Source organism: Bacillus cereus group sp. BfR-BA-01356, from assembly GCF_022663635.1.
Classification (GTDB): domain Bacteria; phylum Bacillota; class Bacilli; order Bacillales; family Bacillaceae_G; genus Bacillus_A; species Bacillus_A cereus.
The window spans coordinates 1-16,827 of record NZ_JAKUFX010000064.1; the positions used below are offsets into that span (position 1 = coordinate 1).

A 16,827-nucleotide genomic window follows, 5' to 3' on the forward strand; every position below is an offset into this window, starting at 1 on the left:
GGGTTTATTTGAGATGCTTATTTTTAAGAGTATGCTTTTATTTTAGGAATGTTTTGATCCGATGAGTCGAAAGCTCAGGTTGTGCTCACTCTTAAGTTGATGGGCATGGGGTGGGCCCCCTTTTAGCAAAACCGGAGTGGGAATGATGAGTATAAATAGTTTTGTGGGATTGATAAATAACGAATTATTAAAAGAGGTAAGTATCAGAAGTGAGGATGAATTCGAGCCTGTAGTAGTTAAAGATATTCCTAGACTTTGGAAGTGTTTAGGAACAGGTAATTATGCCGCAGTATTCATGCACAAAGAATACAAAGATTGGGTAGTGAAAGTTTACGTGCGAGAAGGAGAAGGAATTGAAAAAGAGTCAGAAGTATACCGAAGAATCGGAAATCATCCTTCTTATTCAAAGCTTATATATAAAGGAGAAAATTTCATAGTATTGAAACGTTTAAAAGAAATTACCTTATACGATGCTATTCATAAGGGGATTAAAATTCCTAAGCAGGTAATACTTGATATCAATAAGGCTTTAGAGTATGCGAGGGAACAGGGATTAACTCCTTGTGATGTTCACGGGAAAAATGTGATGATGGAAAAAGGAAGGGGATATGTAGTCGATGTATCTGATTTCTTAAAAACAAAAGAAGATAGTAAGTGGAGAGACCTAGAAAAGGCATATTTCACCTTTTATTTTCCTTTCATATATAAATTGCCTTTCCCTATTAAAGTACCGTATTTTATGTTAAACATTGTTAGACGTTCGTATAGAAAATATAAGAAGCTTAAAAAGAAATTCAAATTGTAAAAGGATCACATATGTTCCTGAAAACGAGTTAAATTCACATAAATAACTTTAGAAAAATTTCAAATTTTGTTTAGGGGCTACTCCAAGACCTTAGCTTGCTGGGCATGTGGTGTTACCTCAAAAAATAAAAAGATTAGGAGTGAATCCTAATCTTTTTATTTATACATATTTTTGTTAGTTATATCACTATCAATTCCAAAACGGGATATTTTGAATAAATGAAACCGTCAAAATAAGTGTTGATGCGGAACCAGCAGTTACTAAAGTTACTATTTTTCGTCCATTCTGTTCTTTTGAAGGTTTTATAAGTTCTGTAATTAACACAATCCATATTATGATAGATACTATTGAAATAATATTTATAGACATATGTAACACATCTCTTCGTGTTTTTACATAAATATTTCTTCTTTTATAAAATAAAAGCAATTTAACAAGAAAATATGTAACGCATTACAAATCAATATTTTCCTGTTAAACCACCTTTTTTAAATAGAAATACGACTGATAAAACGATAACAACAGCCTTCAAACTGCCCCAATATGGATAAATAGCATGATCTGTTAGACTAGCATATTGAAAGATATTCTCTAAACCGAAAATTCCTATCATGACTGCTAAAATGAATGAAGCTGATCCATACATCCCTTTACGATAGAGGGTAAATAAATAGACTGCGAAAATTAGTGGTAAGATGATTTGTAGTACGATTATCATAGTTCGTCCCCCAGATTATTTATAATTATATTATATACAAAATTGTAATAAAAAGGAATACGACTTATTTGATACTAACAGAACTACTCTAATCATATTCTTCTATAAAAAGAAGAAAAAGGGGTGTACAGTTAATTGACAAAAGTTAAAGTTAGTTTACGACCCATTGTTCATAATATAAATTTACCAACCGTATTGAAAACAACAATACTTCCAGGTGAATCGACCGAAAGACTATTTATCGCAACTCAATTAGGGGAGATTTTTTACATAGGGGACGGAGTTATAAAGACATTTTTAGATATTCGTCACCTAATTATTAAATTAGGTACATTTGAAGAAGGTGTTTCTAGTAGCGGTTATGATGAACGCGGATTGCTTGGACTTGCGTTCCATCCACAATTTTATCAAAATGGGTTATTTTATCTTCATTATTCAGTAGCTGGAACTCAAGGGCCAGGTGCATTTTCTGAGCAATTTAAACCGAATCCTTGTGACCCTAAAACGCTAAATTTAAAGTGGGTTAATAGAAATACGCAATATGATCACATTGATACAGTAGAAGAATGGACTTTACAATCTAATGGTCAAGCTCAAAAGCTACGAACATTACTGAATGTAAGAAGACCATTTTTTAATCATAATGGAGTAAATACTTTAAACTTTTCTCCAGAGACGGGGAAACTTGTTTTTACAAATGGAGATGGTGGCTCGGGTTATGATCCGTTCAATTTAAGCCAAGATGATTTAGAAATAGCAGGTAAAATTATTGAAATCGATGTAAGTAAAAATACATTTATAAATAACCCTCCTGTAGTTACACGCTTTAATGAACTTCCTTTATCTATACAAGAAACACTTACAGTAATTGCAAAAGGAGTACGTAATATAACCGGCATTTCATTTCAAAGGTTTTATAATCAATATATCAAATACGCCGGAAATGTCGGACAAGATATTGTAGAGTCTATTTTTTCATTTATTCAATATAAACCTATACCGGTTACAGAACTTGTTCAAATGCATTTTATGAGGTTAACTCCCAATCAAGATGGGGTTATCAATTTTGGGTGGCGAGGATGGGAAGGGGATTTACCTACTTCTTTTATACGACATTGTTCTGAGAATCAGACTTTGGATGAGAGAACAATGGTTTATTATGATGAAACAATACAAACTTCAGTCGAGCGTATTCTGCCTCTACTTAGTTATTTTCATAAAGATTCTAGAACAGATAAGTTTGGAGGAACTTCACTTACAGGAGTTCAGCCATATATGGGAAATGCAATTCCACATTTAACAGGTAGCGTTGTTTTTACTGACCTTGCCAAGAAAGGAGAATCTCAGTCTCCAATTAAGGGTGTTTTAGCCTATACTAGAGCAGGTACAGATGGTAAACATGCTGACTTTCATGCTATTGAAACCAATTATGATTTTGGTACGCAACCAGCTTATTATATGAGTTTAGGAACAAATTCGGATCAAACTAAATTATATTTAGGAGTTTACAGTTCTATGAAAGTAACTGATTTTAACAAAGGTACCATTTTTGAAATTATTCCCTGATACGATATACAATCGTAGTTTAATAATCCAAGGAATTTATTTTGTTTCAAAACGCACAATTTATCCCCCTAAAAGTCTTTTATTATATAGTAATTCATAACAAGTAGAAAGCAGCTCATAAACCACTACTGTATGAATAATATAGAAAGTAATGAATGAGGCATCTTTAGGGGGAGATATTGATGAATCGGTTTGTACGTTATTGGTATCAACTGATGATAGAACATGATACGAGCTTTGTTCATAAAAGAAAATTGTCCCTTGCGAATGAGTTAGTACTTACAGCTTTGATGAGTGCATTGGCCACCATGTTTCAAGCAGCTGGGAACTTAGTTCCTGGTATAGGTTTGCTCATTAGTCCATTTTCGACATTACCGATTTTTTTTGCTATTTTCTATTCTATTCGTGAGGGAATACTTTCTTATATTCTTACTATTTTTCTATTATTTATTATTGAGCCCAGTGAACTAATTGTCTTTCCTTTTACTACAGGCTTATTAGGTCTAGCCTTAGGAGTATCTTTTTTAAAATTAAAGAGGAGAATTTGGATTGTTTCCTTTTCAGCAACTTGTCTACTTATTGGTATTATGATCGTTCTCGATGTTTTCCGTTTTCCGGTACTTGGTCCTGCTGTTCATACAACTATGGATATAAAAATTATTTTATCAATATTTATAATGAGCTTTCTATACTGTTGGATTTATGCAGGTTTTTGCAGAATAATGATGAATAGATTATATAAAGTGTTGTATTGACAATGGCATAATGAGGATTGGAGATTGGAGATTGAATTCATGACTAACGTTGCAGTTAGAAGACCGAATTTGAATGATATAGATGAACTATATTTATTTTTCCGTATAGTTATTACGAATACATACAAAAATGAAGGATTGTCACAATTATTAGATGACATAGAAAATGAAATTAACTCAAAAAAGCAGTATTTGAAAAGTGATTTTGATAGTAACGGAGAAAGTCGTTACTTTTTATTAGCAATTGATACAAGTAACGATAAAATCATTGGAACAATCGAAATCGGTCCAGCAAGTACATTGATTAATAGTTGTACAGGTGGTGTACTTAAAAATTTGTATGAAATAGGAACTGTATTCATACTTCCGGAGTATCAGAGAAAGGGAATAGGGAGTTTATTACTACATACAATGTTTCTTACATTACTTAGCAGAGGGATAACAGAATATTGTTTAGATAGTGGATATAAAAATGCGCAAAGTATATGGATAAAAAAGTTTGGAAAACCTAGCTATGTATTGAAAGATTACTGGGGAGAATCCAGTGATCATATGATTTGGAAGAAAAGTTTACATGATACACCTATAATATTTGAATTATAAAATGAAATATGCCTCTGAACATAGCTTTTCTTACTTATGTATGCTATTATTTATCTTTATAATAAAAGAGGACGTGAATGAACTTGATTAAAATTAATATTCCTGAAGCTGATGTTTCAATTACTGAACGTAAACAAGTTATTAAAGGAGACGAGCCAATCATTACTCCAATTAATGGATTTATCGATTTCCACTTGTTCCCTAGAGATAAAGGCGGCATTTTTATGTTTTACAATATTAATGACGAACTTCTTTTCGTAGGTAAAGCTCGTAAAATTAGACAACGTATTAAGAAGCATTTTGAAGATAATGTTTCACCAATTAAAAATCACCGTGATGAAGTATACCGCATTGATGCATGTATCGTAGAAGATCCAACAGAAAGAGAAATTTACGAAACATATATCATTAATGAATACAAAGCGAAATATAACGTTGATAAAGTATTCTACAAATAATCAACATTAATAAAAAGCAATCCTAGCTAATATGCCAGGATTGTTTTTTATTTAGATTTATTCTTCATATCTTTCTCCTTTTTTCAAATGATTAGCAGCAACAAAACAGATTACACCTATAAATATAAGTACAATACCAACCGTTTTATGTTTTCCCTCAAAGAAAGGAATATCTGAAATAACATTTGTCATACATAGTCCTAAAAATACAAGGATAGGGCCCACCCAAAGTAATACATTACCGAATTTTGTGTGCTTCCACATAATAACCCTCCTTAACCCTCTTTACATATATATCCATAAATGAAAAGTAAATTCATAGAGAAATATAGTTTTTTTCATATCGAAAATTTAACCCTCATATATTGGTACAAGCAAAAGAGAAAGGAGACCATCATGAATTGGTTAGAAGCTTTCATACTAGGTATAATTCAAGGTTTAACAGAATTTTTACCAATCAGTAGTACCGGACATCTTTATTTAGGAAGGCATTTGTTCCGATTAGATGAGGCTGGCTTATTTTTAGATACGATGCTGCATATTGGGACTTTACTTGCGGTTTTTATTTATTACAAAAAAGAATTTATATATTTAATTAAAAACCCATTTTCAAAGCTCATGTTATTACTTATCGTTGGGACAATACCCGCAGTTGTAATTGGTTTATTGTTTAAAGATTTCTTTGAAGATATTTCAAAAACAGGAATCACGATCGGTTGGGAGTTTTTAGTGACCGGATTCTTTCTCTACACGGCAGATAAACAAAAGAATGGTCGTAAAAAAATGGATGACATAACATATAAAGACGCATTAATTATCGGTTCATTTCAAGCTGCTGCTATTTTTCCAGCCATTTCCCGTTCTGGAATGACAATTGTCGCTGCATTATGGAGAAAATTAGACCGTGAAACTGCTGCTTACTTTTCTTTTTTACTATCGACACCAGCCATTGTTGGAGCTATCATTTTGCAATTTATAGACGTTTTTCAAGGGAAAGCAGAATCTATTTCTAGTACATCTTTAATTATCGGAACGTTATCAGCAGCGTTTTTTGGATACATAGCTGTTTCATGGATGATTCAATATTTAAAACGTCACTCCTTAAAAGTATTCGCGTATTACGTATGGGGATTAGGTATTTTAATTTTAATGTTGCAATTTACTGATGTATTTTAAGTATAATGATAAAGAAGTTAATTAGTTTAAGATCCTGTTTCATTCATACAAGGCAGGATCTCTTTTTATTAAGGGGGAAAATATGTTTAATAAGGCTATCGTTATTGGTGGAAGTATGGCAGGAAAGTTTGCAGCAAAAGCATTATCAACTTCTTTTAAAGAAGTAATCATTATAGAAGCTGGTGAAAGATGGGATGGAAAGTCTTTGAGAAAAAGAGTTCCACAAAGTAATCATCCTCACGTGTTATTAAAAGGTGGAGAAAACGCAATTGAAGAATTGTTTCCTAATATTACGAACGAATTAATAGAAGCGGGTAGTATTATAAACAACTTTACGCGTGATTTGAAATGGCATCAATTCGGTCTATGGAAACAGCCATTCATAGGGGAAGTACATATGATTCAACAAAGTCGTCCTTTGCTAGAATGGCATATTCAAAAACGAATACATCAAATTTCAAATATTACTATTAAATATGAAACATTGGTTAAAGGGTTATTGGTAGATGCAAAGCTTAACAAAGTGTGTGGAGTAAAAGTTAAATATCTAGAGACAAACACACAAGAAGAAGTTCATGCGGATCTTGTAGTTGATGCGAGTGGATTTGGCTCAAAAAGTATAGAGTGGCTACGAGAATACGAAATTGAAGTACAAGAAGAGAAAGTTCGTATTGATTTATTTTACGCAACGAAAATGTTCAAACTTAAAGAAAATGAGAAATTAGACTGTTGCAATGTGCTAATGTCTCCGAGTTTCCCTGATAACCCTTATGGCGTTCTTATTCAAACGATAGAAGATAATCGTTATTTTGTTACTTTCAGTGGATACGCAAACGAGAAAGCACCACAAACAGATGATGAGTTTTATGATTTTGCTGAAAACCTATCAATTTCTAATGTTACAGATTTCTTAAACAAGGCCGAGGGAATTACTGATATAAAGACATACAAAATTCCTTATCAAGTACGCCGGCGATTTGATTTAGTGAATAATGTACCAGAAGGATTATTAGTTGTTGGAGATGCGCAATGTCGTTTTGATCCCGTTTTCGGCCAAGGCGTATCAGTTGCTGCTATGGAGGCTCACCAATTGCAATTACTTTTGCAAGATAGAAAACATCTTGATAAAACATTTACACAACAATTTTATAAAAAGGCAGCTACTATAATAGAAACCCCTTGGGATATGACAACAACAGAAATATCACGTCACCCGCAACTAAAGAGAGAATTAACTACAAAACAAAAATTTCAGCTATGGTATACGAAACAAATATATCGACTATCTGCAAGTAATTCTGATGTTTATATTCGGTTAGTACGAGTGATGAACTTAATTCGTAATCCATTTCATCTTTTTCATCCGAAAGTGTTACTATCTATATTACTTAATCGAAAGAAATAGCAGGAATATAATTGATTAAAAAAGAATGTATAACAGTTAGTAAATCAAGAAGGAGAATACGGGATGGAAATATACATAGAGCAACTAAAGGAACAAGATGCTAAGGATTTATTTATGTTTGAACTTACGAATAAATCTTTTTTTGAAACAATGGTACCAAATCGTGGCTCAAAATATTTTGAATTTGAATATTTCCAAAAACTACTAGACGATTTATTAATAGAACAAGCGGATGGAGATTCTTATTTTTATTTAATTCGTAATGAAGAAAAAGAAATTGTAGGGCGAATTAATTTAGTAGATATAGATACGGAAACTCGAATTAGTTCCCTCGGGTATCGGGTCGGAGAAAAATTTACTAAAAAAGGAGTTGCAACAGCAGCCGTAAAATTAATTTTAGATGTAGCGGAAAATAATGAAATTACTGAAGTTTATGCTAAAACAACGACTAATAATCTCGCATCACAAATTGTACTAGAAAAAAGCGGATTTTCTTCTTATCAAAACGAATCAGATATAACATCTGTAGAATTAAATGGAGAACATGTGAAGTTTGTACACTATATTTGGAGAAATACTTCACACTTATAATAAGGAGGACTTATTCATGAATGATTTACGTTATCCAATTGGCCAATTTACATACAAACGTCCTATAACTGAAGAAATGATTGATACATGGATTCAAGAAATTGAAGATTTACCTAATGAACTAACAAGGGCAATTAAAGATTTAGATCAGAAGCAGTTAGATACACCATATCGCGTTGGAGGGTGGACTGTCCGTCAAGTTGTTCATCACGTTGTTGATAGCCATATGAATAGCTACATACGCTTCAAATTAGCACTTACAGAAAAGAATCCAACTATTAAACCGTATAAAGAAGAGAAGTGGGCAGAGTTACCCGATTCAAAATTACCGGTAGATGTTTCACTAGTAATGCTAGATTCATTACATAAAAGATGGGTTAACCTTTTATATTCTCTAGAAATTGAAGATTTAGAAAAGACATTTAACCATCCTGAAACTGGTGAAACAAAACTTGCTGTTGCAATAGGACTATACGCATGGCACGGACGGCATCATACAGCTCATATAACTTCATTAAGAAAGCGACTAAATTGGTAACATGGAGATTACATTAGAGAAGGCGACAGAAAGTGATGCAACAGATTTATTTCAAATGCAAATAGACTCATTTAGCCCTTTATTACATAAATATAAAGACTACGAAACAAACCCAGCAAATGAACCTATTGAAAAAACTATATTTAGAATAAATAATCCCAGCAGTAATTTTTATAAGATGATAATAGATTCGAAACTTGTTGGAGCGATATGTATATCCACAAAAGAACTACCTTATAAATTTTGGATTAGTCCAATGTTTATTCATCCAATCTATCAAGGGAAAGGAATTGCTCAGAAGGTACTTATTTTAATTGAAGAAATGTTTCCTGAAGCAACGAGCTGGGAACTTGCTACTATTTTAGAAGAAGAGAAAAATTGTTTTTTGTATGAAAAGATGGAGTATAAAAGAACAGAAGTTATAAAGAAATCAAATGATGAAACTACACTTATTTATTACAAAAAAGAAAGGTAAAGCATATAAAATACGCTTTACCTTTTTATGTCATTTCGGATTAAATATACAAAAATAATGTATGTTCTTCCAGAATACTCGGGTTAGTAATTTTAAAAATGAATAAAAATACAAAAACGACTACTTTGTCGTAAAGGTTACTAACGCTTTTTGAATGCTTAAAATACTATCGTCACCTTTAAATTCTTTCGTAATTGGATCCTCCATACTAGACACCCAAATTTTAAGTTCTGCATCTAAATCAAAATGCCCAGCCGTTTCGATGCTATATTGTGTAATACTTTTATAAGGAATAGAATGGTATTCTGTTTTTTTGCCAGTTACTCCTTGTTTATCTACTAAAATAAGACGACGATTTGTAAATACGATTAGATCACGAATTAATTTATAAGCATGCTCTACTTTTTCATCGTCTAGCATAATCTTCTCTAAATCACGTTCTACACTTTCAGAACTCGTATTTGATGCATTTCCTAAAATACCGCTAAATAAACCCATATTAAATTCCTCCTTTAATATATGTGGAATGAATTACTTATATTGTAACATGTTACTCACAAAGATATTATGACATTACTTTAGTAGTTTCTGGTTATTGTTGTAATTAGTTTATATAACCTCATCTTAAAATCTTATGCTAATATGAAATTAAGAAAAAAGAAGCAGAGGGATATAGCATGAAGAATATTGGTTTAGTATTAGAGGGCGGAGGAATGAAAGGTTTATATACTGCAGGTGTACTCGAATATTTCATGGAAAAGAACTTATTCTTTCCATATGTAGTCGGCGTATCAGCTGGAGCCTGTATGGGAGCAACCTATTTGTCACGTCAAAAAGGTAGAAATAAGAAAGTAAATACAGAGCTAGTATCAGATTACAGGTATATATCTTATCGAAACTTAATTCGAAAACGTGAATTATTCGGAATGGATTTTTTATTTGATGAAGTACCTAATAAAATTGTACCATTTGATTTTCAAACTTTCTTAAACTGTAATGAACAGTTTGTTATAGGGACAACTGATTGCGAATCAGGACAAGCCATTTATTATAATAAAGCAGAACACGGAAATGATATTTTAAAAATCATTCGTGCATCTAGCTCTGTGCCGTTTATAGCACCTGCTGTAGAATATAATAATCGAAAATTATTAGATGGAGGGATTATAGACCCTATACCTGTTTTGAAAGCCCAAAAGGATGGTTATGAAAAGAACGTTGTAATTATGACAAAGCCAGAAGGATATGAGAAGCAGCGAAATAAATTTTCAGGCCTGGCTAAAATTTTATATAGAAAATATCCGAAAATCGCAGAGAATTTAGTAAACCATTATCGTTTTTATAATGAGACGATATCTTATATGAATCAAGAAGAACAAAAAGATAAATTTTATGTAATTCAGCCAAGTGTACAGCTTCCTATAAGCGGAATAGAAAGAAATAAGGAAAAGCTTGTTAATCTATATAATCTTGGGTATATCGATGCTCAATATCATTATGAAAACTTATTAAATTGGATAGAGAAATAAAGGAGGAGAAAGTTGAAGTTAGGAAAACAAATTATTTTTAAGGAATTGCAGAAAATGCATAGTCCACTTCATAAACCGTTTCCTTATCGTGCTACAGCAAAATTGCAACGAGACCTAAAAAGTAAATTTACCGAAGATGATTGTATAAACGCTGATTTTAATCATTATTGGATGTATACAGCAGCTACTTTAAATTCTGTACTAAATGGAAACGAACAGAACATTACGTTTCAACAAATAAAGTGGTTAAGAAAATCGTTTTTTGAGTGGTTTCCGCAATATCGTTTTCTAGAAACAGAAATTGTGAATTATCCCATTTTGTATAGAGATTTCATAAGTTATGAGAAGACCAGGAAGCTATTACCTTACTGAATAAAAGCGAAAACGTACAGGTTACATTACTTGTACGTTTTTTTGTTCATAAAACATTCAATATTAACAACTAGTTTATATAGGAATTCTAATATCAATAAAATCTTTACAGTCAACAATCCGTAAACTTGAAAATGCCTTATCACAGATGACTCAAAAGGGCTCAAATACTACTTTAGTGAAAAAAAGACTCAAAGCAGCTAGTATCGGCTTAGCTATGTTAGAAAGTGTTTGGAAGCAAGAAACTCATCATTATACTCAGGAAGATTTAGCAGAAGCTCGTAATGTTCTGATTGGTTTGCTTCCATCAATTGAAAAGATTTACGTTAAGTCAAAGCTTGGGAGTCCTCAAAGAACACTTTTAGAAAGAAGAATAAAATCATTGGAACTTTCTATTCAAGCGATTGATCATTTTTCTAATCAATAACTTCTCTAAACACATTACTTACGACTACTTTTATATAGGGATTCTAATGAAAAAACTACATATAGAGTACTACAAAAGAGGAAGAGAGGTGACTTCGATCATTAGTCATAAGTTAGAGCAGCTTAAAAATCAATTAAAGAATGGAAACGAAAAAGCTCTTTATACTTTTTTGCATGAAATCAAGTCAAATCATACACCACTAATAGAACTATGCCCTATAGATAATCAGTATAAACTTATAACGTATATATGGTTAGGCGATCAAAATACTGAAAATGTTTATGTATTCGGTAGTTTTCCTGGTTGGGATCTGTCTGTAAATCAATTACAACGATTGTTACAGACAGATATTTGGTATGTAACGTTTAGGACGGATAAGAGTTTTATTTCAACGTACTATTTTTCAGTAAACGATGTTTTCGAAAATGATTGGATAAAGCGTAGTGAACAGTACGAAATAGACCAATTTAATCGAAATACATTTGGAGAAGGTACCAATAAAGCGTCTGTGTTAAACATAGGAATGGAGGTGCAGTATAGCAGTCGTTTTCCTTCAAAAGATTATCCATCCGGAAAGATTGAAACATATTCTTTTTATAGTTCGATTTTAAATAACACACGCAAAATTCATATTTATACGCCTCATGATTATTCTCACACTTCACATCTTCAAGAACTTCTCATTGTATTTGATGGGAATTCATTCATTAATGACCTTTCAATCACAAAAACACTTAATTATTTAATTTACGGAAAAGAAATCCCATCGTGTATTGCTGTTGCTATAGATCCTGTTGATTGATTAGAAGAGCTAACTTATAACGATAAAATGAATACATTTTTAACAAAGGAATTACTTCCGTGGATTCAATCTAAGTATCACGTTTATCAAGAAAGGAATCATACAACAATTGCTGGTTTCAGTCTTGGTGGCTTAGCAGCTTTTTATGCAGCACTTCAAAATCCACATGTTTTCGGAAATGTGTTGTCAATGTCTGGATCCGTACATTGGAAAAAGGACGATTATGAAAATGCAATTCCTTGGATTGAAAATCAAATTTCATTAATAGATTCTAATGCAACTCACCTCAATACTTACATAGCAGTAGGTGAACTTGAAAACGAACCTCTTTTAACGGCTAATAGACGGCTATATAAAGCTTTAGAAGAAATGAAACACCAAACCACTTACGAAGAGTTTCAAGGCGGACATGATAGCGTATGGTGGCGAGAAAAGCTATTCGATGGATTAAGGGCATTAGAAAATAAAAAGGAGAGAGAATCTATGAATCAAGAAGAACTAGATAAAAAACTAAAAAAGCAAGAGATTTTAGTAAAAGATGAGAAAGTTTGGTCCTATACGTATGAAGATCATATTAGTTCTATCGTTAAAGAAGCAGAAAAGAAAGGGTCTTTTGATCATTTACCTGGTAAAGGGAAACCTCTTAATCTTGATAAAGATCTTTCGTACAATCCTGAAAAGCAACTTTATAGAACTTTAGCAAATAATCATGTTTTACCTAGGTGGATTGAGCTTTCAAAAGAAATTGACGATTTAAAAGAAAAGCTAAAAGAAAATACAAATACTGCAGAAGCAGCGGATTTAATTCGAACTATTAATAAAAAGGTATTAGAACATAATCTACTTTGTCCACCAAGCGCGCAAAAAATGAGGGTGAAAATGGATTTTTAACGATTTTCAATTAAGCTATCGCTTGCTATATAATTAAGTTAGGCATTTTCAATTCATTACTAAAGGGAGGCAAATGTAGTGAAGAATACGTATCAACTTCAAATTCCGAAAGAACTAGAACAGTATCGTAGTATTTTAGAAGAAAGTGTGAAACCGTATGTTAAAGTGTCTGGAACGCAAGCTGAGACAACTCTTTTTGAAAGTAAGTTTGGTGGATATCCGTATTTACCTATAGACCAAGAGCATCCTAAAGACTCAAACGGACAACCTATGATGTTACTTGCGCAGTTAAACCTTGAAGAAATACCAAACATTGAACATATGCCTCAACATGGAATGTTACAGTTTTTCATAAGTGCTGAAGAAGATCTTTTTGGAGCAGATTTTGATCATCCCACAAGCCAAAAAGACTTTCGAATTGTTTATCATTCTACAATCACAGCGGATTTAACTAAGGTGATTACTGATTTTAGTTATTTAAACACTTTAGATTTAGAGAATTTTATCATACCCAAAGCAGCAAAACTAAAGTTTGAGTTGGCATATCAACCAGTAACACCAAGAGATTATCGATTTGAAATGATTTTTAGTGATAACATTGATTGGGAAGAAATTGTTGATGAAGAAAATAATACAGAATTAGGCGAACTGTATGATGATTTATGTAAGGATCAAGGACATAAAATTGGTGGTTATCCATTTTTCACACAGACAGATCCAAGGGAATGGGAAGAAAAATACCAGCAACATGACATATTATTGCTGCAAATCGATACAGACGATTCATTAAATATTATGTGGGGCGATTCTGGGGTTGCTAATTTCTTTATACGTAAGGAAGATTTGTTAAATCTAGATTTTTCCAATGTCATTTACAATTGGGATTGTTACTAGAAGATATAAATAAAATAATAGCAAACAAAAAATCTTCCTGAAGGTGAGGAGGATTTTTTTATGTTAAAAATAAGCGTTATGTTAACTAGAATAAAAAACAATGAGTGTAATGAAAGTCAAGTCTAAATAACAGAAATAACAAAAATAACAACAAATAATGTAAAGTTGTAAAACATGTGCAAATAGCAATAAATTCATTAAGTAAAACATAAAATAAAATTACTAATTTATATTTTGTATAGAAATAATTTTTCTGTATGAAAATTTCTTGCCAATCAAAAATGTTTTTAATTCGTTAAATCTTAAGCGATTATTGATTAAGATTTGCTGTGATGAATTTATAACAAATAAAAACGATAAAAACTGAAGAAATTTGTTTAGATAAGATTTCATGTGAATCTCACTAAAAATCTCTGTTTCGTCTCATTAAGTATAGTTTACTTGGTTTTTGATACCTGATATTACTTTGTTTCTACGACTGCCTATAATATATATTATGTCTACTAGAAAAAGTAATAAACTTATTATAGGTTAGTTTCATTTGGTATACTTCCCTTTTCTTTATTTATTAGTGAATAGTTCGTTGATGCAGGATTAGCGTAAATAATCATTAATAAAACATAATAAAAAGCAACTTGCTTTGAATTTGACTAAACTATATTTATAATTTGTTTGCTTTAGCAATTACTTTGATTTCAATTAATAATTCATCGTGAATTTTAATTTTATAATTGAACTTGTTTGTGAATTATTCGATTATCATTACAATTATTCTTTTTCTTGAAAAATATTGTATTTACGCTTTAAATGTAAACCTTTATCTTTATAAATCCACCGTGAAAATTTATTAACATTATTTTTACCACTTAGGTAAATACGATATTGTTTTTCTTTGTCAACAAAACTTAATTGGAATTTATTATTCTCAAGGATATCTTTAAAAGAATTCATAAAATTATATGATCCACCAACAAAACTAACAAAGTATTTGTGAGAGTTAACATGACCATCCCCATCAAAATACCCACGAACAAAATGATGCAAATATTCTTCTGGTACAAAAGGAAATTCGATGTTAAATGATTTACATGGCATAATTCCGTGTATGTTCATAAGGTCGTCTTTTATTGTTTTGCTATTAATATTTAGCATATATACGCCTGTTTTTTTGTTTTGATAAAGTGGCTGGTTTGTTTTTAGTTCTTTTTTTATATCTTCTAAAATATAACTTTCTTTTTGAGATATACTGACACATTGATTTTCTTTCTGTATAACACCATCTGCTGCTATAAACCCTAAAATATAAGCCATATTGTTTGACCACGTTTTAAAATAATCTTCTGTTATGTCATACTTTCTCTTCCAACTCCCTATAGCGCGTCTTGGTACGTTATTGTCTGATAAAACCATACGAATATACCTTGCAGACACATTAGCGAGCATGGCGATTTCTGAGGTGCTCTTCCCTTCAGTATACAAATGCATGATTTCAGATTTTGATAGTTTACATTTTGATTTCTTTTTTCGCTCTATGTGCACTTACATCCTCTCCTTCCTTTCTTTTATTAGAGACATATTTTCTTCTATAACATACAACGAAACGTATGTTCTTTGTTGCGTATAAGAAGGAATTTACTAAATAAAAACAATTTACATGTACTTAATATTTGTTTTAGCTGCCACTGTGCAATTTGTACTTTATAGATACAAATAATGAATTTGACGAATTTATGAAATACAAGGCAATTTAGATGAAAGGTAAAATAATATAGTTTAAACTACAAATAGCCACAATAACAACATACGTAAATTGTTAATCGTAAAAAGGAGAACGAATGAATAAGAAATATACAAATCAAATTCATACTGATATGAGTTTTAAACCGAAAGATATTATAAGTTTAATGACGGATTACTTTAAAATAAAATCAAAGCTGCGTCCTATAAAGGATTTGCCTATCGTTTTATCAAATAAAGATAATGAATCGTTAGAGAGTGTTACATGGTTTGGCCATTCTGCTTCTCTTTTGAAAATAGAAGGTAAAAAACTATTATTAGACCCTATGTTTGGAGATGCCTCTTCCCCATTTCCTTTGTTTAATAGTAAACGCTATAGTGGTACTTTTTCTTTAGAACGTGATGACCTTCAAGAAATTGATGCGATTATCATTTCTCATAATCACTATGATCATTTGAATTACAAAAGTATTATGCAGTTAAAAGATCGCGCAAAGCACTTTTATGTTCCAACTGGAGTTGCACAATATCTTATTAAATGGGGTGTTTCGCCTAGTAAAATTAGTGAACATAATTGGTGGGACGAAATTACATTTGATAATATTAAGTTAGTTTGTGCTCCTGCAAGGCATTTCTCTGGACGAAGTATGACAGATAGAGATTGTTCATTATGGTGTTCATGGCTTATCCTTGGTCAAAAGACTAAAATTTTCTTTAGTGGCGATAGCGGTTATGCCCCTCACTTTAAGGAAATTGGTGATAAATATGGTCCATTCGATCTTACATTGATGGAATGCGGACAATATGATCCGAGGTGGTCTGCGATTCATATGTTGCCTGAAGAAACTGTACAAGCTCATATTGATGTACAAGGAGAATTACTTCTTCCGATTCATTGGGGTGCTTTTACATTAGCATTACACGAATGGAGTGACCCGATAGAACGTGTTACGAAAGAAGCTAACCGTTTAGGAGTTAAAATTACAACGCCTCAAATTGGTGAATCTATTACGTTAAAATCTACAAATTATCCTTCATCCGCTTGGTGGAAGGAAATTTAATTTTAAAATATAAAAAGAGCGAAT

20 protein-coding genes and 1 pseudogene are annotated in these 16,827 nt (G+C 31.7%); 16 read left to right on the plus strand and 5 right to left on the minus strand.

The window, feature by feature from the left end:
• Window positions 1-142 precede the first annotated feature (142 nt).
• Complete coding sequence (locus MR168_RS19685) at window positions 143-805, plus strand: protein kinase family protein (protein ID WP_006929730.1); 663 nt, start codon at window positions 143-145, stop codon at window positions 803-805.
• 189 nt (window positions 806-994) lie between these two features.
• Here MR168_RS19685 and MR168_RS19690 read toward each other — a convergent pair whose 3' ends face one another.
• Window positions 995-1,174 carry a hypothetical protein gene (locus MR168_RS19690; protein WP_000026325.1) on the minus strand — a complete coding sequence of 60 codons (180 nt, stop codon included), beginning with the start codon at window positions 1,172-1,174 and terminating at the stop codon, window positions 995-997.
• Between the two features lie 91 nt (window positions 1,175-1,265).
• Window positions 1,266-1,523, minus strand: coding sequence for a hypothetical protein (locus MR168_RS19695; RefSeq protein ID WP_000587700.1), 258 nt, complete (start codon window positions 1,521-1,523; stop codon window positions 1,266-1,268).
• 135 nt (window positions 1,524-1,658) lie between these two features.
• Here MR168_RS19695 and MR168_RS19700 point away from each other — a divergent pair, with 135 nt between their 5' ends.
• The 4 genes from MR168_RS19700 (at window position 1,659) to MR168_RS19715 (ending at window position 4,905) form a co-directional block, all read left to right on the plus strand.
• A complete protein-coding gene (locus MR168_RS19700; RefSeq protein WP_086412073.1) occupies window positions 1,659-3,089 on the plus strand; it encodes a PQQ-dependent sugar dehydrogenase in 1,431 nt (476 codons plus the stop codon).
• Window positions 3,090-3,271: 182 nt separating this feature from the next.
• On the plus strand, window positions 3,272-3,844 hold the full coding sequence (locus MR168_RS19705) for a YybS family protein (RefSeq protein WP_086412072.1): 573 nt from the start codon (window positions 3,272-3,274) through the stop codon (window positions 3,842-3,844).
• Window positions 3,845-3,883: 39 nt separating this feature from the next.
• Window positions 3,884-4,447, plus strand: coding sequence for a GNAT family N-acetyltransferase (locus MR168_RS19710; RefSeq protein WP_000185957.1), 564 nt, complete (start codon window positions 3,884-3,886; stop codon window positions 4,445-4,447).
• A gap of 77 nt (window positions 4,448-4,524) precedes the next feature.
• Complete coding sequence (locus MR168_RS19715; RefSeq protein ID WP_001048941.1) at window positions 4,525-4,905, plus strand: nucleotide excision repair endonuclease; 381 nt, start codon at window positions 4,525-4,527, stop codon at window positions 4,903-4,905.
• 57 nt (window positions 4,906-4,962) lie between these two features.
• Here the strand turns inward: MR168_RS19715 and MR168_RS19720 are convergent, their stop codons facing one another.
• Complete coding sequence (locus MR168_RS19720) at window positions 4,963-5,169, minus strand: hypothetical protein (RefSeq protein WP_000265477.1); 207 nt, start codon at window positions 5,167-5,169, stop codon at window positions 4,963-4,965.
• Between the two features lie 132 nt (window positions 5,170-5,301).
• On the opposite strand from MR168_RS19720, the gene MR168_RS19725 reads away from it, so the two are divergent.
• The 5 genes from MR168_RS19725 (at window position 5,302) to MR168_RS19745 (ending at window position 9,090) form a co-directional block, all read left to right on the plus strand.
• Window positions 5,302-6,081 (plus strand): undecaprenyl-diphosphate phosphatase, encoded by a 780-nt coding sequence (locus MR168_RS19725; protein ID WP_049108018.1) that lies wholly within the window; start codon window positions 5,302-5,304, stop codon window positions 6,079-6,081.
• 82 nt (window positions 6,082-6,163) lie between these two features.
• Window positions 6,164-7,486, plus strand: a complete 1,323-nt coding sequence (locus MR168_RS19730; RefSeq protein ID WP_086388194.1) for an FAD-dependent oxidoreductase — start codon at window positions 6,164-6,166, stop codon at window positions 7,484-7,486.
• A gap of 63 nt (window positions 7,487-7,549) precedes the next feature.
• On the plus strand, window positions 7,550-8,077 hold the full coding sequence (locus tag MR168_RS19735) for a GNAT family N-acetyltransferase (protein WP_086412071.1): 528 nt from the start codon (window positions 7,550-7,552) through the stop codon (window positions 8,075-8,077).
• Between the two features lie 16 nt (window positions 8,078-8,093).
• Complete coding sequence (locus MR168_RS19740; protein WP_000999082.1) at window positions 8,094-8,615, plus strand: YfiT family bacillithiol transferase; 522 nt, start codon at window positions 8,094-8,096, stop codon at window positions 8,613-8,615.
• A gap of 1 nt (window position 8,616) precedes the next feature.
• Entirely contained in the window at window positions 8,617-9,090 is a 474-nt protein-coding gene (locus MR168_RS19745; protein ID WP_086412070.1) for a GNAT family N-acetyltransferase, read from the plus strand.
• Window positions 9,091-9,210: 120 nt separating this feature from the next.
• On the opposite strand, the gene MR168_RS19750 is transcribed toward MR168_RS19745, so the two are convergent.
• Window positions 9,211-9,588, minus strand: coding sequence for a PH domain-containing protein (locus MR168_RS19750; RefSeq protein ID WP_000522472.1), 378 nt, complete (start codon window positions 9,586-9,588; stop codon window positions 9,211-9,213).
• Between the two features lie 179 nt (window positions 9,589-9,767).
• On the opposite strand from MR168_RS19750, the gene MR168_RS19755 reads away from it, so the two are divergent.
• From MR168_RS19755 to MR168_RS19780, 5 genes and pseudogenes are all read left to right on the plus strand, one after another.
• Window positions 9,768-10,619 carry a patatin-like phospholipase family protein gene (locus tag MR168_RS19755; protein WP_086412069.1) on the plus strand — a complete coding sequence of 284 codons (852 nt, stop codon included), beginning with the start codon at window positions 9,768-9,770 and terminating at the stop codon, window positions 10,617-10,619.
• 12 nt (window positions 10,620-10,631) lie between these two features.
• The gene (locus tag MR168_RS19760) at window positions 10,632-10,991 is read left to right on the plus strand and encodes a YxiJ-like family protein (protein ID WP_086412068.1); all 360 of its coding nucleotides are present in this window, start codon (window positions 10,632-10,634) and stop codon (window positions 10,989-10,991) included.
• 79 nt (window positions 10,992-11,070) lie between these two features.
• Entirely contained in the window at window positions 11,071-11,418 is a 348-nt protein-coding gene (locus MR168_RS19765; RefSeq protein ID WP_242291456.1) for a hypothetical protein, read from the plus strand.
• A gap of 88 nt (window positions 11,419-11,506) precedes the next feature.
• Window positions 11,507-13,111 (plus strand): annotated as a pseudogene (locus MR168_RS33705) (DnaJ family domain-containing protein).
• A 78-nt stretch (window positions 13,112-13,189) separates the two neighbouring features.
• Window positions 13,190-14,005: a YwqG family protein gene (locus tag MR168_RS19780; protein ID WP_000799810.1), complete on the plus strand. Its 816-nt coding sequence runs from the start codon at window positions 13,190-13,192 to the stop codon at window positions 14,003-14,005.
• Between the two features lie 768 nt (window positions 14,006-14,773).
• Here the strand turns inward: MR168_RS19780 and MR168_RS19785 are convergent.
• Entirely contained in the window at window positions 14,774-15,544 is a 771-nt protein-coding gene (locus MR168_RS19785; RefSeq protein ID WP_000546826.1) for an LAGLIDADG family homing endonuclease, read from the minus strand.
• Between the two features lie 296 nt (window positions 15,545-15,840).
• Between MR168_RS19785 and MR168_RS19790 the strand changes: the two genes are divergently transcribed.
• Entirely contained in the window at window positions 15,841-16,803 is a 963-nt protein-coding gene (locus MR168_RS19790; protein ID WP_001037065.1) for an MBL fold metallo-hydrolase, read from the plus strand.
• Window positions 16,804-16,827 lie beyond the last annotated feature (24 nt).